Source organism: Pseudomonas sp. DW-iso3 (genome assembly GCF_058725305.1).
The window spans coordinates 107,381-124,440 of the sequence record NZ_JBZXDZ010000004.1; the positions used below are offsets into that span (position 1 = coordinate 107,381).

Consider the following 17,060-nt stretch of genomic DNA (forward strand, 5'->3'; position numbering starts at 1 on the left):
CGTTCTCATCACCGGATGATCATGCTGGGCGTTGTCCTGATGCTGTCGAGCACGATCAGCCTGGCTGCCAATACGCCTTGCTCAGGTCGCAAGGGTGGGATTGCCGGTTGTGATGGGGACGTATTCCTGTGCAACGACGGCTCCATCAGTGCCTCGAAAAGAAGTTGTCTGGCCTACACCGGTAATCAGCAGTCACGGCCCGCGTTGCAACCGCTGCAAGGTCGTACGGGCAGCTGCGGCTGCGGCAGTGGTACTTACTGCACCGGCCCGCGGGGTGGGGTGTACTGCCTCACGCCCTCCGGACAGAAAAGTTACCGGCGGCGTTGATATCTATCCCACAAGTGTCCGGGCATTCTTTGTGTCCAGAGGCTCGAATGGCTTACACACGTGACCGATTCAAGGCGGCTGAATGGGTGTCGAGGGGCGGATAAATACGCCGGCCGGCAATACGGGTGTGAGGCGCAATCATCAATCAACGGCTGTCTTTGCGCGATGAATTGAGGGTTGCCCTTCACCGCCTTCACTTGATAGCTACGACTCGATCAACTCCCGCACTCGCGCCGTCAAGGTGTCTATCGCAAACGGCTTGGTCAGCACTTGCATCCCCGGCCCGAGGCTGTTGTCGCCGATGATGGTGCTTTCGGCATAGCCGGTGATGAACAGGGTTTTCAGCGCCGGCCGTACTTCTCGGCCAGCATCGGCCATCTGTCGACCGTTCATGCCGCCGGGCAGGCCGACATCGGTGATCAGCAGGTCGATATGCACGTCGGAGCGCAGGATCTTGAGGCCGGTAATGCTGTCGCTCGCTTCGATCAGGCTGTAATCGAGTCCGCCCAGTACATCCATCAGCAGGGTGCGCACACTGGGTTCATCGTCCACGATCAGGATGGTCTCGCCGCGCTCGGCCGGGGTGGCGCTGGTACTGTCCAGTTCAGGATCGGCCTCGATGGCCTGCCCCTGGTAGCGCGGCAGGTAAAGGCTGATCGCCGTGCCGCGCCCGACCTGCGATGCAATCCGTGCCTGCCCGCCGGATTGCTTGGCGAACCCGTAAATCATCGACAGCCCCAGGCCGGTACCCTGGCCGATGGGCTTGGTGGTAAAGAACGGATCGAACGCCTTGGCCATGATTTCGGGCGTCATGCCCGTACCGGTGTCGCTGACTGTCAGCGTCAGGTATTCCCCTTCGGTCAAGTCGTGGGCGCTGGCGGTGGCAGCATCCACGCATACATTGGCGGTTTCAATGCGGATACGCCCGCCGTGGGGCATGGCGTCCCGAGCGTTGATGCACAGGTTCAGCAGGGCGTTTTCCAACTGGCTGGCATCCACCAGTGTCGGCCATACGCCGCTGGCACCGAGGGTGTCGACCGTGATGCTGGGGCCTACCGTACGCTGGATAAGTTCGCCCATGCCTTCCATCAGCACGTTCACATCGGTTGGCCGTGGGTCCAGGGTCTGCCGGCGCGAGAACGCCAGCAGACGATGGGTCAACGCCGCCGCACGCTTGGCCGCACCCTGTGCGGTGCTGATGTACTTGTCCACTTCTTGCCAGCGCCCTTGTGCGATGCGCAGCCCGGTAAGTTCCAACGCCCCGGAGATACCTGCGAGCAGGTTGTTGAAGTCATGGGCGAGGCCGCCGGTCAATTGGCCCACGGCTTCCATTTTCTGTGACTGGCGCAGTTTTTCTTCGGCCTGGATCAATTCGACGGTGCGCTCGGCCACGCGTTGTTCCAGGGTTTCATTCAGGGCGCGCAGTGCGGCAGTCGCACGGTCGCGCTCAGCCTCGACAGAGCGGCGACTCTCCACATCGATGACCACGCCCGGCAGCGTCAACGGTGTGCCATCTTCGGCAAGGTCAACGCGCCCATTGGCTTCGATCCAATAATATCGACCGTCATCGCGACGCACGCGGTACTGGTGGGCATAGGCGCCACCCCGGGCAATCGCAGCATGGATGGCGGTGGTCAGTCCCTCCCGGTCTTCCGGGTGTACCGAGGTCATCACCTGCGCGAGGCTAAGGCCCTCATGGCCCAAGACCGGGTCCACGCCAAAGGCGCGGGCGAAGGCTTCATCGATGCTGAAGCGGTCGCTGGGAATGTCCCAGTGCCAGGTGCCGATGATTGCGCCGGCAGCCAGCGCCAGTTGTACACGCTCCACGTTTTGCCGCGCCACTGCCTCGCTGATGCGCAGGCGCTCCTCGGCGTTGCGGCGTTCGGTGACGTCGCTGAAGATAATTGCGATTTGCCGGTCAGCCGGATCACCAACGCGCACCGCGCGTACATCGAACCAGCGCTTGAATGCTTCGGCATAGCTTTCGAAGGTTGCCGGCTCACCGGTCTTGGCCACGTGCCCGTAGGTCTCGAACCAGAACTGTTCCAGGTCCGGCGCGAATTCGGTGACCCACTTGCCACGCAGGTCGACCCCGGCTTGATGCTCGAAGGCCGGGTTGGCTTCGACGAAGCGGTAGTCGATCGGTCGGTCATCGGCGTCAAACTTGACCTTGACGATGGCGAACGCCGACTCGACCGTCTCCAGGATTGTGCGAAAGCGTTCTTCGCTCTGACGCAGTGCGGTGTGCTCAACGCGCATGCTGGACAGGTCGAGCACCGCCTGGCGGTAGCACGCTTGCGTTTCATCCACAGAGCGCTGCGCCGTGCCATTGCCAGGTGAACCTGACAGCGGATCAAGGCCTGCGCCTTCCAGCAGGGCACGCAAATGCAGGACTTGCGCCTCCAGTTCTGCACGAGTCAGGTTTTTCACTGCTGTTTCCATAGACGAGTTAGAGGGGCTCCCAGCCGCTGTATGACCGGCGCCCCTGTCACAGGGTTCAATTGTTGCGGCGCGCGGCATCCCGGCAAGTAACGTCGGGTTTTCCGTAGCTGGCTACTCTTTCAGGTCTGCATCGCGCAGGCGCACATCACCTGTCGCAGCACTGTCCTTGCCGGGGCCTCGACCCCACTGTAGTGCGCCGGATGCGCAGCAGGTCTTGGTACGCTTCAGCGCGTTTCGTCTCGGCCACCCGCTTGGCTTCAGAAAAACGCAGCCAGGCATCGGCATCCGCCAGGCTAGTGTCAATGATGTCGTAGGCGGCTTTCTCCAATCGATCTGCTTCGTAGAACAGTTCGGCATTCCTGGCGAGTTCGTCCGGGACGAAGGGTGTCGATGCTTCACGCGTGTTCGCGGCCATGGCCTTTACCTCAAGGTCGTCGTAGGCGAGCGCGGTGAAGGGCGCCTAGGGTGCCGGGTTCGTAGCTCGCACAAGAACTGACACAAGCCGTTCTTGTGTCTGGGGTCCTGCTTAATGGAGAGGTAAAAGCGCAGAATCGTTCAAGTTAGTGCAAGGTTGGGGGCGTTGAGCCTTCAAACTGCCCAAGCGATGGGTCGGGCAGGGCGTACAGGAAATGTACGTCGATGTACATTCCCTGTGCGCTGCACGTCTTGCGGTGTAGAGTGGCGTGCAATTCCCTGGCAAAGGTAACCCCCGGATGTCGCACACCGCAAAACCGCGAGGCAAGGCCCAGGACACCGGCTGGCGAGGCTCGGTCGACGTGTGGCTGGACGCTGCTTACGCCGCCTTGAAAGAGTCCGGCATCGACGCCGTACGCGTCATGCCACTGGCCAAGCAATTGGGCTTGTCGCGTACCAGTTTCTATTGGTTCTATGAGGACCGCGAGCAATTGCTCGCCGCCTTGCTGACCCGCTGGCGCGACAAGAACACCGGCAACCTGGTGCACCAGTGCGAACGTTATGCCGAGAGTATTTCCGAAGCCATCCTCAACGTCTTCGAGTGCTGGTTGAACCCGGAATTGTTCGACTCGCAATTCGAATTTGCCGTACGCAGTTGGGCGATGCAATCGGCGGACGTCTCGGCAGAAATCGCGTTGGCCGATGACACCCGTATCAACGCGCTGACCGGTATGTTCCGGCGTTTTGGCTACGATGAAGAGGCGGCCGATGTGCGTGCCCGGACCATCTACCTGACGCAGATCGGCTATATCTCGATGAACACCACCGAGGATGTGGTGGTGCGGTTCCGGCGTATTCCCCAGTATGTCAGCGTGTTCACCGGCAAGGCGTTGAAGCGGCGTGAACTGGACCGCTTCTATGGGGCATTTGGCTACGCCGAAACCGCACCGGGCGTATTTGAGCTTTTTTAGAGGTCCTTGACCAAGCGCAACGCATCGTAGATCGCCGCATGGGTATTGCGTGCGGCCACCGCATCGCCGATCCGGAACAACTGGAAGCGGCCCTCGGCGTGGGTCACGATATTCTGCACGTTGCCGGCAATCAAATCGTGCTGCTCGACCGCGCCGCCGTTGCTGGAGTGCGCGCGCAGGTCGAAGTACAGGTCGTCCAGCGGAACCGTGCCATGGTTGATCACCACCTGGTCGACCACCCGCTGTTTGTGCACCGTGCCGTAGTCACTGCCAAAACGGGCGACCAGCCGACCGTCGCGTTTCTCCACCGACTCGACCCGATAGGTCACGGTAAAGATCACGTCCAGGTCCTGCAGGCTGCGCATGTAGGGCACCAGGTTCATGGCCATGACTTCCGGGGCGAACGCGCGGTCCGGGGTGACGATTTCGACGCTCGCGCCGCTTTGCGCAATCACCTCGGCGGCTTGCAGCGCGGCATGGTCGCCGGCATCGTCGAAGATCAACACATGACGCCCCGGTTTGACGTCGCCGGAAATGATGTCCCAGGTCGACACCACCAGTTCATTGCCCTCGGCGAGCACCTCGGTATGGGGCATGCCGCCGGTGGCGACGATTACCACGTCCGGCTCATGGGCCAGCACCGTCTCGGCCTCGGCCCAGGTATTGAAGTGGAATGTCACTCCAAGGCGTTCGCACTGGGCCATGCGCCAGTCGATGATGCCGATCATTTCGCGACGCCGCTCGCTCAGGGCAGTCAGGCGGATTTGCCCGCCGGGCCGGTCTGCCGCTTCCAGTACTGTCACCTCATGACCGCGCTCGCCGGCAACCCTTGCGGCTTCCAGCCCGGCCGGGCCCGTGCCGATAACCAGCACTTTGCGCTTTACGGCCGCCTTGGGAATGTCGTGGGGCATGCTGGTTTCCCGGCCGGTCGCCGCGTTGTGGATACAGTAGGCAGCGCCACCCTGGTAGATGCGGTCCAGGCAGTAGTTGGCGCCGACACAGGGCCGGATATCCTCTTCGCGCCGCTCGATGATCTTGCGCACGATATGTGGGTCGGTCATATGGGCGCGGGTCATGCCGACCATGTCCACCTTGCCCGATGCGATGGCGTAGCGTGCGGTGGCGACGTCCGGGATTTTCGCCGCGTGGAAGGTGGGGAATCCGGTGGACGCGCGGATCTCGCCGGCAAACTCCAGGTGCGGCGAGTTGCGCATGCCCTGGATCGGAATCACGTCGGTCAGGCCCGCGTCCGTATCGATGTGCCCGCGTACCACGTTGAGGAAGTCCACCAGCCCGCTGTCCTTGAGCATGTGCGACACCTGCAGGCCTTCGTTGGCGGTGAACCCGCCCGGCAGCGCTTCGTCACCGGTGTAGCGCACGCCCAGTAGAAAGTCTTCACCGACGCGCTGGCGAATGCCGCGCAGGACGTCGAAGGTAAAGCGCATGCGGTTTTCCAGGGAACCACCGTAAGGGCCCTCTAGCTCGTTGGTCAGTGGCGACCAGAACTGGTCCATCAAATGACCGTAGGCTTGCAGTTCCAGGCCATCCAATCCGGCCGCTTTCATACGCTCGGCGGCGTCGACGTAGTCCTTGATGATCCGCTCGATGTCCCAGTCTTCCAGCTTCTTCGGGAAGGAGCGGTGTGACGCCTCGCGGCGGTGCGAGGGCGAGACCACCGGCAGCCAGTCGGCCTTGTCCCAGCGTGTACGACGGCCCAGGTGCGTTAGCTGAATCATCACCGCCGCGCCGTGTTCGTGGCACTCATCGGTCAGGTCCTTCAACCAGCCGACCACCTCATCTTTGTACGCCAGCACGTTGTTGAACACCGGCGGACTGTCCCGTGATACGGCGGCGGAACCTGCGGTCATGGTCAAGGCCACGCCCGCCTTGGCACGTTCGACGTGGTAGGCGCGGTATAACGCCTGCGGCATGCCGTCCACCGGGTAGGCCGGTTCGTGGGCCGTGGTCATGATCCGATTGCGCAGGGTCAGGTGCTTGATTTTGTAAGGCTGCAGCAGGGGATCGCTGGACATTATTTTGTGCTCCGTAGTGGGCATCATCAGGCTCGGCGATCTGAAATTAGGATAAATGTACATAGGTGTCAATAATGGTCGACATGCATGTACATTTTTATTGCGGGGCCCTGAACTCATCGCTAAGATCGGCCTCACCCCTTAGGAGGACGCCTGATGAATGCTCATGTGCACTATCGGAAAAAAGCCTGTGCCTACCTGCTCGGCCTTGCGCTGGGAGCCAGTGCGGCGGTGACCCAAGCAGAGGAAAAACCACCGGTCCGCATCGGTTGGGTGAACTGGTCCGACACGGAAATCACCGTCAAGCTCGCCAGTACGGCCTTGCAAGAGCATCTCAAGCAACCGGTCAAGTTGGTGATGGCCGACATCGGCATCCAGTTCCAGGCGCTGGCCAACGGCAACATCGACCTGATTCCGATGGTCTGGCTACCCAGTACCCACAAGGCGTTCTACGACAAGTACAAGGACCGCCTCGAAGACCTTGGCGTGCTGTATGAAGGGCGAATCGGCATGGCCGTGCCCACCTCGGTGCCGGTTGCAGAAGTCGCCAGCGTGGAGGACCTGAACAAGCCTGGGATCCGCGAGAAGTTCGACGGCAAGATCTTGACCTCCGAAGTCGGCAACGGCCAGTACACACTCACCGTCAAGGCGATCGAGGACTACAAGTTGACGGGCTACAAGTTGGTGGGGTCTTCGGAAAGCGGCATGCTCAACGAGATGGACCGCAATCTCAAGCGTGACAAGTGGTCATTGGTCAACGCCTGGAGCCCGCACTGGATGTTCTCCAAATGGTCGCTGCGCTACCTGGAGGATCCCAAGCAGATCTTCGGCGGCGCCGAACAGATTCACGCCATGGCCCGCAAAGGCTTCAGCCAGGAACACCCCGAGGTGGCGTACTTCTTTGCGCATTTCTCCCTCCCCCAGGCCGACCTCGAAGCGTTGATGATGCAGGCGCGGGAGAGCACGGCAGACAAGGCGGTGGCGGCGTATTACGCGGCGAACAAGGCGCGTTTTGAGGGGATGTTCAATCCAGAACTGGTTTCCCGCACCCGGTAAGCCTGCTTATGCCTGCGACTTGAACATCGGCAAACGCGCCAGCATCCAGTCCAACAGCTCCTGGGCAGGGGCCGCCAACGGGCGTGCGGCCTTCACCAGCAATTTGGCTTCCACCCCCAGCAGTAGGGGATGATCGATCAGCACCGATGCCAGCTCGCCATTTTCGATCTCCCGAGAGGCCGCGAACTCCCCGGCCAGCGAGGCAAAGTCGCCACTGGCAACCAGACGCTTGAGCGCCGCCAGTGAATTGCTGACCAGGATCGGGCGCACCTGGATCTTCTCGGCATACTCAAGCAGGGTGATGGCGTGCCCGATGCCGAAGGTGGTGGGGGTGAGGACCAGCGGGCATTCGAGCACGTCCTGCACACTGGCCATGCTGCCGCGCACAGCCAATGGGTGGTCAGGGCGCACCAGCAACATCACCGGCTGCAATGAGGCAGCGCGAAACTCAATGTGCGGGTGCGTCGGCGGGTTGTACGCCAGGCCAATGTGCGCACGGTTTTCAGCGACTTCGTTGAGCACATCCACCACCGGCAGGATATCCAGCGTGACTTCCAGTTTGGGGTACTGCTTGCAGAAAGGCGCGAGCACGTTGTCCACCAGCACATCGACATACCCTTCACTGATCACCACGCGCACATGGCCTTGCTGCAAGCCCTTGATCGCCTGCAACTGGTCTTCGAGTTTCTCCTGGTGTGAACGATAACCGCGCCAGAATTCAAGCAAGTGCGCGGCCGCCTCGGTCGGTTGTACGCCACGGGCCTGGCGCTCGAATAGCTTCGCGCCGAGTTCTTCTTCCAGCAGTTTGATCTGGCGGGTGATCACCGACGGCGAGGTGTTGATGCTGTCCGCCGCGCCCCGGATAGAACCGTGCATCAGTACTTCATGAAAGTAGCGCAGGCGTTGTTGATTGATCTCTCGCATGAGGGTCACCGTCGTAAAGGTTGCGTTGCCTATAAAGCAACACTGCGCGAACTTAGTTGCTCTTGCTGGCGATAATGGCGCGGCGCACCATGGATTGGCAAGCCCGCAGCACCCACAAGAATAATGGGAGACACGTATGCCAACCGCTCCGGCACCCGCAACCAACGAGGCCATTGCTGCCCTCTACCACAAACTCAATTGGCGGCTGTTGCCGCTGTTGTTCATCGGCTACGTCTTCGCTTATCTGGACCGCATCAATGTCGGCTTCGCCAAGCTGCAGATGCAAAGCGACCTGGGCTTGTCCGATGCGGCGTACGGCGCCGGTGCCGGGATTTTCTTCATCGGCTACGTGCTGTTCGAATTGCCCAGCACCCTGATGCTGCCGCGCATCGGCGCGCGCAAAACCTTCAGCCGCATTCTGGTGCTGTGGGGCATCACCTCCGCCTGCATGCTGTTTGTGCGCGACGTGCCGACGTTTTATGCCATGCGCTTTTTGCTGGGCGTGTTCGAAGCCGGTTTTGCACCGGGCATGATCTATTACCTGTCCCGTTGGTACGGCCCGAGCCGCATGGCGCGGGCGATTGCCATCGTGTTTATCGCCGGGCCCATGGGCGGCATCCTGGGTGGCCCGATTTCAGCGTGGCTGATCACCACGTTTGCCGGCGTCGGCGGCCTGGCCGGGTGGCAATGGATGTTCCTGATCGAAGGCCTGCCCTGTGTGTTTCTCGGCGTGCTCATGTACGTCGTGCTGTGTGATCGGCCCGCAGACGCGCCGTGGCTGAATGCCGCCGAAAAGCAGTTGCTGGAAACCGAACTGGGCACTGCGAGCGCGCGCAGCCATTCATTTCGTGCCGTGTTGCGCGACCCCAAGCTATATGTCCTGGCATCGGCGTACTTCTGCATCATCTTTTCGATCTACGCCATGAGCTTCTGGCTGCCGGCCGTCATCAAAGCCCTGGGCGTCAACGACACCCAGCAGTTGGGTTGGTACGCCGCGTTGCCTTATGTCGGCGCGGCACTCGGTATGTATTGGATCGGACGGCGTTCGGACCGCCTCGGCGAGCGACGCCTGCACTGCGCCATCCCTGCTGCCACCGGCGCCGTCCTGCTGATCCTCTATCCCCTGGCAGGCGGCAACCTGCTGGTGTCGATGGCACTGCTGACCCTGTCGATCAGCATGATGTTCATGGCCTACACCGTGTTATGGGCGATGCCCTCCGAGCACATCAAGGGCGAAGCGGCCGCGGGCGGCATTGCCTTGATCAACACCATCGGACTGTCCGGTGGTTTCTGGGGCCCGGCCATGATCGGCTGGGCCAAAACCGCTACCGGCAGCCTCGACACGGGGCTCATCGCCGTGGGCTGTGTGTTCCTGTGCGCGGCCTTCGTGATCATCGCGACCAAACCGCGAACACGCACCGGGCAGACGGGCGATTACATCCGCAGTCATTGAAACCAACGAGGAAAACATCATGCTTTTATACCTGTCGACCTGGGCCGAGATCGGCCAGTTCCTTGAGCGCAGCCGCACCATCGTGATTCCGATCGGCTCCAACGAGCAGCACGGCCCCACCGGTTTGTTGGGCACCGATTGGATGTGCCCGGAGATCATTGCGTGCCAGGCGCAAAAAAGCGCCGATATCCTGATCGCGCCAACGTTCAACATAGGCATGGCCCAGCACCACATCGGCTTTCCCGGCACGATCTCGCTGCGACCCTCGACGTTTATTGCCGCCATCGGCGACTGGGTGCACTCGCTGGTCGCCCACGGCTTTGAAAAGATCCTGCTCCTCAATGGTCATGGCGGCAATGTCGCCTCCATTGAAGCCGCATTCTCCGAGTTGTACGCCGAGGCAAGTTTCGCCCGGCGCCCTGCGGGATTCGCGCTGAAGTTATGCAATTGGTGGGACCTTGAAGGTGTCGGTGAACTGGCCAAGGAACAGTTCCCCACCGGGCACGGCATTCATGCCACACCGTCGGAGATAGCGGTGACCCAATGGGCCTACCCGGAGGCGATCAAAACCGCTGACTACTCGCCTCAAATCGCGCCCTGGGGCCCGATCCGTGAAGCCTTTGATTTCCGTGCGCGCCATGTGGACGGGCGCATGGGTTCAGACCCGGCGCAGGCCAGCCCGGACAAGGGACGTGATCTGGTGATGATGGCTGCGCGAGGTTTGATACAGGAAGTCGAAGCGTTCAGTAGTGAGCCGATGCCAACGCCTTACGCGAGAGGCTCAGGCGTATGAAAACCTGTCACGGGCCGCTCTCAACGCGTCGCGAACGGCATCGGTGCGCAACTGCAGTGTCATTTGCGTCTCGTCGATCACGATTTCCGCGACGATCAACACGCAGATCAGCGGCGCGGTTACGAACCAGTGGCACCAGCACTGGGTCGCCAGCGACACGGAAACGCCGATGATCCACAGCGCCAGCACCCACTTTGGCGCGTGCTGTTGCAGCGGCACCCAGAACCGTTGCAGCCTTTTCAGGCGGGCCGTGTGCAGACGCAGTGACTCTTCAAGGAGTGACAGGGAAGGGCTCATGTTCACACTCGTTAAGTTATCCGGGCACGACTGGGGAGGGACTTCCCCAGCCACGACAAGTTGATGCGGTCAACTTCTATCCAATGCCCGCTTTGAGGTGCTGCGATGCAGCTTTTGAACGCAATGCACATACATTCGGCGTCCAACAGGACAAAGCATCGATAGCGTTGAATGGGTCTGAACAGCCTGGAAAAGATGTGCATGACGGGCCGGGTTTACTCAAAGGTTCCAACTGAGTTCGAACAGCGTTCCGCCGTTTTCCATTTTTCGACACGTCACCGCGCCACCATGGGCAATGGCAATCGCGCGCACCACCGCCAGGCCCAGGCCACTGCCGCCCTGGGCGCGTGAGCGAGAGTTTTCGCCGCGCTGGAAGGCTTCGAACAGGTGCGTCGCAAAATCCTCATCAATGCCAGGGCCGTCGTCGCGTACCCTCAGGTAGTGAACGCCGTCGCGCGTGCTCAGGTGCACATTGACGTTGCCAGGTGTCGCGTGCCGACGCACGTTGTCCAGCAGGGCCAGCAAGGCCTGGCGAATCCGTGCAGGGTCGCAGCGCAGGGTGCGGCGTTGCAGGTCCAGTTGCAGGGTAAAACCAGCAGCGGCCAGGCTGGGTTCGAACAGCCGCACATCGTCCTCAACCCCTGCGGCGAGGTCGGCGTCTTGCACGTTGACTTCCAGGTAGCCGCTGTCCCCCAGACCGACCACGCGCAAATCCTCGATCATCCGTGCCAGCCCTTCGACCTGCCCAAGCAGGCTGTAGAACTGCGCCGTGTCCGGCTCGAACACCCCCTCGGCCAAGCCTTGCAGGCGACCGCGCAGGATGGTCAGTGGCGTGCGCAGTTCATGGGCAATGGCTGCATTCCAGAATGCTTGTTCCTGTGCCATACGTTTCAAGCGTTGGGCCATGCTGTTGAAGTCATTCACCAAAATAGCCGCCTCACCGATGGACTCGTCGCCGGCCACGGCTTGCACATCGAGATCGCCGTCCGCCAGCTTGCGCAGGTTCTCGGCCACTGAGTTCAATGGCATCAGGATGCGCCGCGACAACTTGGTGGCGACAAATGCGCCGACGGCCAGGCTGACGCAGGTGGTCAAGCCCATCCACGCCCATTCGGCATTGGCCGGCATCCACTCGTCGACCTGCTCGTCCGGAAGTGGCCAGTAGGTCCAAAGCAGGGCGTAGAACACATAGGAGCCGATCACTGCCAGGGCGACCACGCACAGCACCACGACCGACATGGACAAGATGATCTGGCGGCTCAAACCATTGAATAGTTTCACGCGCCACTCCCGAACCGATAACCCACCCCGCGAATGCTCGCCGGCACGCCTTGCAGCCCAAGGTCTTCGATCTTGCGGCGCAACTTGCTGATATGGCTGTCGACTGTACGTTCCAGGCTGTCGCTTTCCGGCGAGCACAGCGCCAACAATTCCGCGCGGCTGAACACGCGTTTCGGCGCTCGGGCCAACTGGGCCAGCAGTTTGAACTCGGTGACGGTCAGCAGCAGCGGCAGGGCGTTGCCCGAGATGTTCACCGTGACCTGATGGCTCTCGATATCGATCTCAAACCCATCCACCCGCAACACGCTGGCGCTGACACCGGATGTGTAGTTGACGGAGCGCCGCAGCACCGCCTGGGTACGGGCCACCACCTCGGCCGGGTTGAACGGCTTGACGATGTAGTCATCGGCGCCGATACGCAAACCCATCAACTTGTCCATGTCCTGGTCCTGTGCGGTCAGCATGATCACCGGCGTGTTGCCGCGATGGCGCACTTCGGCCAGGACTTGCCAGCCATCGACATGGGGCATCAGCACATCCAGCAGCATCAGGTCTGGCTTGAGGCTCAGGTGCAGTTCCAGCGCGCGCCGGCCATCAAGGGCGTGGGCGGTACGGAAGCCGCTGCGCTTGAGATAGGCGATGAGGATATCCGCGATCTCGGGCTCGTCTTCGGCGATCAGCACCAAGGCCTGGTTCTCTCGGATGCTGTTGGGACGGGGTGTCGATGCAACGGGGTAATCGTTCATAGTCTGCTCGGTGAAGAGGCCTTGTCGTGATTGCCGCTCCATGGCCCACGCTGTCAGGTGTTGATCATAGCTTCTGGGTAAGGGCGCCCAACATCTGGTTGGCGGTGGAAATCACTTTGGAATTCATCTCGTAGGCCCGCTGCGTGGTGATCATATTGACCATCTCTTCAACCGTGCTCACGTTCGAAGTCTCCAGGGCGCGCTGCAACGTGGTGCCAAAGCCGTTGAGCCCCGGCGTACCGACTTGGGGCGCGCCACTGGACGCGGTTTCCAGGAACAGGTTGTTGCCGATTGCCTGCAAACCAGCCGGGTTGATGAAGTCGGCGGTCTGCAGGTTGCCGATCACTTGCGTCGCGGAGTTGCCGGCCAGAGTGATGGACACCGTGCCGTCCTGGCCGACGGTGAAGGTCTTGGCGTTGTCCGGCACCACAACGGCGGGCTCCAGGGCGAACCCGCTGGCGGTGACCACCTGGCCATTGGCATTCAGGTGGAAGGTGCCGTCACGAGTGTAGCCGGTGGTACCGTCCGGCTGCAGCACTTGGAAGAACCCTCGGCCATTAACGGCCAGGTCCAGCGGTTGTCCGGTGGTCTGCAGGCTGCCGGCGCTGAAGTTCTTCTGGGTGCCGACGATCTGTACGCCGGTGCCCAGTTGCAGTCCTGATGGCAATGCACTGTCCTGCGTCGACTGCGCGCCCGGCTGGCGCTTGATCTGATACAGCAAGTCCTGGAACTCGGCACGGTCGCGTTTGAAACCGGTGGTCGAGACGTTCGCCAGGTTGTTGGAAATGGTCGTCAGCTGGGTGTCCTGGGCCGACAAGCCGGTTTTTGCGACGTACAGGGCTGGAATCATGGGGTTCTCCGTGTGACCCGTTCAAGGGGGCACTGTGATGAACCTGATTGTGCGCAACCAACGTGCGCATTCATGGGAGGTTTTGTGGAGGAATGATGGAGAGGGCAGTTTTTTTCCGGCCATGCGCATTTAAGCCAGGCTCGATCAAACTCGCAGTAGAGCGCGCCGTCTGCGGTGGCAACGTTGTCGCTGTTTTGGGAGGCGCCAGTGTGCACAAGGGGTGGAGTTTTACGGGAGGTTCGATGGAGGGGGCGTGGGGCCGATGGGAAACGCAATCACAGGGGCTGGATGAACTTCACATACACCTGCTCAGGGTCGTGGTCGTCCAGGTTGTCGATCTGCCCGCTCGGCACGAATCCAGCCTTTGCAAACAGCGCCTGGGCTGCGGTGTTTGACGCATTGGTCGACGCAAACAGCTTGGGCGTCTTGCATGCCGCCTGTGCCGCGGCCAGCAATCGCAGCGCCACACCTCGACGCTGGTGCGCCGGCGACACGACGACCAGCGCCACAAAGCCGTGATCGAAAAAGTCATGGGTCAGCACCAGGTAACCGGCGCATCGGCCAGCGGTGTCGACGGCAACCAGGCATTGTTGGCGAATCACAGCATCGTGGATGAACACGCGACGATGGGTGTGAGCGGTTGCGTAGGTGTCCAGTTCGATCAGGGCACGCACGTCGTCGGGTGTGGCTTGGCGAATGGGATCTTTCGCGTGGTTGCTGTCGTTAGGCATTGGAAGCGTCCTGCCAGTGTTGGAGTGCTGCTTTGACAGAGCCTACTCCATGGGTTGCTGACCTGGAAACACCCTTCCTTTCCAACGTTGCCTTCTGGCTTTTGCGCAGCCTTATGTCGATATCAGACCAATCTATGCCGCTCCCAGGCTATTTTCGATGAAGTCAGGCCGCGTAAGGTGACCCATCATTAAGAAATGATGATCGCCTGACTCTTCAGTCAGTACGCCCTAACGTCGATCACCGAGAACAACAAAAACAATGAATAGCCTGAATTCCAACGATTCCAACGGCCAGTTGGCGCAAGGCTTCAAGCCGCGTCATGTGACCATGCTTTCCATCGCAGGCATTATCGGCGCGGGGTTGTTTGTCGGTTCCGGGCATGCGATTGCGGCGGCGGGGCCGGCGGTACTCCTGGCTTATCTGTTCTCCGGCACACTGGTGGTGCTGGTGATGCGCATGCTGGGGGAGATGGCGGTGGCCAATCCTGACACCGGGTCTTTCTCGACCTATGCCGACCAGGCCATCGGTCGCTGGGCCGGGTTCACCATCGGTTGGTTGTACTGGTGGTTCTGGGTGCTGGTGATCCCTATCGAGGCCCTGGCCGCCGGGCATATCCTCAACCAGTGGTTCCCGCAGATCGACGCTTGGCTGTTTGCCTTGTTGTCGATCTTTTTGTTGGTGGTCACCAATTTGTTCAGCGTGTCCAAATACGGCGAGTTCGAGTTCTGGTTCGCCATGGCCAAGGTCATTGCGATCATCGCTTTCATCGGCCTAGGCTTTGCGGTGCTGATGGGCTGGATTCCCGAGCGGGAGGTCAGCGGGTTGAGTCGGTTGATGGAGGAACACGGTGGGTTCGCGCCCAACGGGCTGTCGGCGGTGGTCGGGGCCTTCATCACCATCATGTTCAGTTTTATCGGCACGGAGGCGGTCACCATCGCGGCGGCCGAGTCCAGCAACCCCGCGCAGAACATCGCCCGGGCCACGCGCTCGGTGATGTGGCGCATCGGTGTCTTCTACCTGCTGTCGATCTTCGTGGTGATTTCCGTAGTGCCATGGAATGACCCGTTGCTGGCGTCGGTCGGGTCTTACCAGCGTGCACTGGAACTGATGAACATTCCCCACGCCAAGTTGCTGGTTGACGTGGTGGTGTTGATCGCCGTGGCCAGTTGCATGAATTCTTCCATCTACATTGCCTCGCGCATGCTGTTTTCCCTGGGCAAGCGTGGGGATGCTCCCGCACTGATGAAGAAAACCTCGGCGGCCAGTGTGCCGCGGGCTGCGGTGATTGCCAGCACCATCCTGGGCGCGGGCGTAACCCTGTTCAGTTACTTCGCGCCGGCCGGGTTGTTCCAGTTCCTGCTGGCCAGTTCGGGTGCCATCGCCTTGCTGGTGTACCTGGTGATCGCCGTGTCCCAGTTGCGCATGCGCAAGATCCTGCGCCAGCGCAACGTCACGTTGACCTTCCAGATGTGGCTGTTTCCCTGGCTGACCTGGCTGGTCATCGCGTTCATCTGTGCCGCATTGACGGTGATGCTGGTAACGCCTGAACACCGATTTGAAGTGTCATCGACCATCGGCCTGGCCCTGGTGATTTCCCTGGTCGGTTTGCTGACTGCACGACAGCCGGAACGCACGCAAAAAACAGTGGGCGCAGCCTCACAGCTATGAGTGGCCGCCCTGTAAGCAGCATCGTGTTCCTGCTGCTGGACCAGTTCACCCTGATGTCACTGGCTTCGGCGGTCGAACCCTTGCGCATGGCCAACCAGCTGTCGGGCCAGGAGCTCTACAAGTGGCACACCGCGAGTTCGGACGGTAACCCCGTGTGGGCCAGTGACGGTGTGCCCATCACCCCAGAGGGTTCGATATTCAGCGTGCCGCCGGCCGACATTGTGATTGTCTGTGGTGGCATTGGCATCCAGGGCACTGTGACCGGCGAACTGGTCAAGTGGTTGCGCGGCCAGGCGCGTTACGCCAAGCGACTGGGCGGTATCTGCACCGGTAGCTTTGTGTTGGCACGGGCCGGCTTGCTGGATGGCTATGAATGCAGTGTGCATTGGGAATGGTTGGCGGCCATGCAGGAGGCCTTTCCACGGGTCACCGTCAGCTCCAGTCTGTTCAGCCTTGACCGTGACCGTCTCACCAGCTCGGGCGGCACGGCGCCCTTGGACATGATGCTGCACCTGATTGGTCGTGATCACGGGCACGAGCTGTCAGCGGCCATCTCCGACATGTTTGTGTACGAACGGATTCGTAACGAGCAGGACCATCAGCGCGTGCCCCTCAAGCACATGCTCGGCACCCAGCAGCCCAAGTTGCAGGAAATCGTGGCGTTGATGGAGGCCAACCTGGAGGAGCCGATCAACCTGGATGAGCTGGCCGCGTATGTCGCGTTGTCCCGTCGCCAGCTTGAGCGCATGTTCCAGAAATACCTGCACTGTTCGCCTTCGCGCTATTACCTGCGGCTGCGGCTGATCCGTGCGCGGCAGTTGCTCAAGCAGACGCCCATTTCCATCGTGGAGTTGGCGGTGCTTTGCGGCTTTGTGTCCACGCCGCATTTCTCCAAGTGCTACCGCGAGTACTTCGGCGTGCCGCCCAGCGACGAACGCTCGATCACCGACAGCGAGCGAGCCATCGTGATCAAGCCGGTGATGCACGCGTTGCCTACCCCCGTGCCCATGAATGTAATGGAGCAGGCGCGGGGCGAGGCAACGTTTGCCAGTGTGAAAAACCTGAAGTCCTGA

16 protein-coding genes are annotated in these 17,060 nt (G+C 61.0%); 7 read left to right on the plus strand and 9 right to left on the minus strand.

Annotated features, from left to right (window positions below):
• Window positions 1-15 precede the first annotated feature (15 nt).
• On the plus strand, window positions 16-327 hold the full coding sequence (locus tag AC4PS7_RS12720; protein WP_373422405.1) for a YdcA family protein: 312 nt from the start codon (window positions 16-18) through the stop codon (window positions 325-327).
• A gap of 204 nt (window positions 328-531) precedes the next feature.
• On the opposite strand, the gene AC4PS7_RS12725 is transcribed toward AC4PS7_RS12720, so the two are convergent.
• Both AC4PS7_RS12725 and AC4PS7_RS12730 read right to left on the minus strand, forming a co-directional pair.
• Window positions 532-2,757: an ATP-binding protein gene (locus AC4PS7_RS12725; protein ID WP_492179452.1), complete on the minus strand. Its 2,226-nt coding sequence runs from the start codon at window positions 2,755-2,757 to the stop codon at window positions 532-534.
• A gap of 157 nt (window positions 2,758-2,914) precedes the next feature.
• Window positions 2,915-3,184 (minus strand): hypothetical protein, encoded by a 270-nt coding sequence (locus AC4PS7_RS12730; protein WP_010211259.1) that lies wholly within the window; start codon window positions 3,182-3,184, stop codon window positions 2,915-2,917.
• 298 nt (window positions 3,185-3,482) lie between these two features.
• Here AC4PS7_RS12730 and AC4PS7_RS12735 point away from each other — a divergent pair, with 298 nt between their 5' ends.
• A complete protein-coding gene (locus AC4PS7_RS12735; protein ID WP_010211258.1) occupies window positions 3,483-4,154 on the plus strand; it encodes a TetR/AcrR family transcriptional regulator in 672 nt (223 codons plus the stop codon).
• Here AC4PS7_RS12735 and AC4PS7_RS12740 read toward each other — a convergent pair.
• Window positions 4,151-6,187, minus strand: coding sequence for an NADH:flavin oxidoreductase (locus tag AC4PS7_RS12740; protein WP_010211257.1), 2,037 nt, complete (start codon window positions 6,185-6,187; stop codon window positions 4,151-4,153). The genes AC4PS7_RS12735 and AC4PS7_RS12740 overlap by 4 nt on opposite strands.
• Window positions 6,188-6,343: 156 nt before the next feature.
• Between AC4PS7_RS12740 and AC4PS7_RS12745 the strand changes: the two genes are divergently transcribed.
• Complete coding sequence (locus AC4PS7_RS12745; RefSeq protein ID WP_042571503.1) at window positions 6,344-7,243, plus strand: glycine betaine ABC transporter substrate-binding protein; 900 nt, start codon at window positions 6,344-6,346, stop codon at window positions 7,241-7,243.
• Window positions 7,244-7,249: 6 nt separating this feature from the next.
• Here the strand turns inward: AC4PS7_RS12745 and AC4PS7_RS12750 are convergent, their stop codons facing one another.
• Window positions 7,250-8,167: a LysR family transcriptional regulator gene (locus tag AC4PS7_RS12750; RefSeq protein ID WP_042571504.1), complete on the minus strand. Its 918-nt coding sequence runs from the start codon at window positions 8,165-8,167 to the stop codon at window positions 7,250-7,252.
• Between the two features lie 136 nt (window positions 8,168-8,303).
• Between AC4PS7_RS12750 and AC4PS7_RS12755 the strand changes: the two genes are divergently transcribed.
• On the plus strand, window positions 8,304-9,620 hold the full coding sequence (locus tag AC4PS7_RS12755) for an MFS transporter (RefSeq protein WP_137206138.1): 1,317 nt from the start codon (window positions 8,304-8,306) through the stop codon (window positions 9,618-9,620).
• A gap of 19 nt (window positions 9,621-9,639) precedes the next feature.
• Window positions 9,640-10,413, plus strand: a complete 774-nt coding sequence (locus AC4PS7_RS12760; protein WP_010211253.1) for a creatininase family protein — start codon at window positions 9,640-9,642, stop codon at window positions 10,411-10,413.
• Here the strand turns inward: AC4PS7_RS12760 and AC4PS7_RS12765 are convergent.
• From AC4PS7_RS12765 to AC4PS7_RS12785, 5 genes are all read right to left on the minus strand, one after another.
• The gene (locus tag AC4PS7_RS12765) at window positions 10,402-10,710 is read right to left on the minus strand and encodes a hypothetical protein (RefSeq protein WP_010211252.1); all 309 of its coding nucleotides are present in this window, start codon (window positions 10,708-10,710) and stop codon (window positions 10,402-10,404) included. The genes AC4PS7_RS12760 and AC4PS7_RS12765 overlap by 12 nt on opposite strands.
• 219 nt (window positions 10,711-10,929) lie before the next feature.
• Window positions 10,930-11,991 (minus strand): ATP-binding protein, encoded by a 1,062-nt coding sequence (locus tag AC4PS7_RS12770; protein ID WP_021493360.1) that lies wholly within the window; start codon window positions 11,989-11,991, stop codon window positions 10,930-10,932.
• Window positions 11,988-12,737: a response regulator gene (locus AC4PS7_RS12775; RefSeq protein ID WP_010211250.1), complete on the minus strand. Its 750-nt coding sequence runs from the start codon at window positions 12,735-12,737 to the stop codon at window positions 11,988-11,990. Before AC4PS7_RS12775 ends, AC4PS7_RS12770 begins: the two co-directional genes overlap by 4 nt.
• A gap of 64 nt (window positions 12,738-12,801) precedes the next feature.
• Complete coding sequence (gene flgG, locus AC4PS7_RS12780; protein WP_021493358.1) at window positions 12,802-13,587, minus strand: flagellar basal-body rod protein FlgG; 786 nt, start codon at window positions 13,585-13,587, stop codon at window positions 12,802-12,804.
• A 275-nt stretch (window positions 13,588-13,862) separates the two neighbouring features.
• Window positions 13,863-14,318, minus strand: coding sequence for a GNAT family N-acetyltransferase (locus AC4PS7_RS12785; protein WP_492179454.1), 456 nt, complete (start codon window positions 14,316-14,318; stop codon window positions 13,863-13,865).
• A gap of 259 nt (window positions 14,319-14,577) precedes the next feature.
• Here AC4PS7_RS12785 and gabP point away from each other — a divergent pair, with 259 nt between their 5' ends.
• Both gabP and gbdR read left to right on the plus strand, forming a co-directional pair.
• Window positions 14,578-15,987 carry a GABA permease gene (gabP, locus tag AC4PS7_RS12790; RefSeq protein WP_010211247.1) on the plus strand — a complete coding sequence of 470 codons (1,410 nt, stop codon included), beginning with the start codon at window positions 14,578-14,580 and terminating at the stop codon, window positions 15,985-15,987.
• The gene (gene gbdR / locus AC4PS7_RS12795) at window positions 15,984-17,060 is read left to right on the plus strand and encodes a choline metabolism transcriptional regulator GbdR (protein ID WP_010211246.1); all 1,077 of its coding nucleotides are present in this window, start codon (window positions 15,984-15,986) and stop codon (window positions 17,058-17,060) included. The genes gabP and gbdR overlap by 4 nt, the downstream gene beginning before the upstream one ends.

Excerpts from the sequence above, each read along its gene's own strand:
- AC4PS7_RS12720 (WP_373422405.1), top strand. The coding sequence starts at position 16 with ATGATCATGCTGGGCGTTGTCCTGATGCTGTCGAGCACGATCAGCCTG.
- AC4PS7_RS12730 (WP_010211259.1), bottom strand. The coding sequence starts at position 3,184 with ATGGCCGCGAACACGCGTGAAGCATCGACACCCTTCGTCCCGGACGAA.
- AC4PS7_RS12735 (WP_010211258.1), top strand. The coding sequence starts at position 3,483 with ATGTCGCACACCGCAAAACCGCGAGGCAAGGCCCAGGACACCGGCTGG.
- AC4PS7_RS12740 (WP_010211257.1), bottom strand. The coding sequence starts at position 6,187 with ATGTCCAGCGATCCCCTGCTGCAGCCTTACAAAATCAAGCACCTGACC.
- AC4PS7_RS12745 (WP_042571503.1), top strand. The coding sequence starts at position 6,344 with ATGAATGCTCATGTGCACTATCGGAAAAAAGCCTGTGCCTACCTGCTC.
- AC4PS7_RS12750 (WP_042571504.1), bottom strand. The coding sequence starts at position 8,167 with ATGCGAGAGATCAATCAACAACGCCTGCGCTACTTTCATGAAGTACTG.
- AC4PS7_RS12755 (WP_137206138.1), top strand. The coding sequence starts at position 8,304 with ATGCCAACCGCTCCGGCACCCGCAACCAACGAGGCCATTGCTGCCCTC.
- AC4PS7_RS12760 (WP_010211253.1), top strand. The coding sequence starts at position 9,640 with ATGCTTTTATACCTGTCGACCTGGGCCGAGATCGGCCAGTTCCTTGAG.
- AC4PS7_RS12765 (WP_010211252.1), bottom strand. The coding sequence starts at position 10,710 with ATGAGCCCTTCCCTGTCACTCCTTGAAGAGTCACTGCGTCTGCACACG.
- AC4PS7_RS12775 (WP_010211250.1), bottom strand. The coding sequence starts at position 12,737 with ATGAACGATTACCCCGTTGCATCGACACCCCGTCCCAACAGCATCCGA.
- flgG (WP_021493358.1), bottom strand. The coding sequence starts at position 13,587 with ATGATTCCAGCCCTGTACGTCGCAAAAACCGGCTTGTCGGCCCAGGAC.
- AC4PS7_RS12785 (WP_492179454.1), bottom strand. The coding sequence starts at position 14,318 with ATGCCTAACGACAGCAACCACGCGAAAGATCCCATTCGCCAAGCCACA.
- gabP (WP_010211247.1), top strand. The coding sequence starts at position 14,578 with ATGAATAGCCTGAATTCCAACGATTCCAACGGCCAGTTGGCGCAAGGC.
- gbdR (WP_010211246.1), top strand. The coding sequence starts at position 15,984 with ATGAGTGGCCGCCCTGTAAGCAGCATCGTGTTCCTGCTGCTGGACCAG.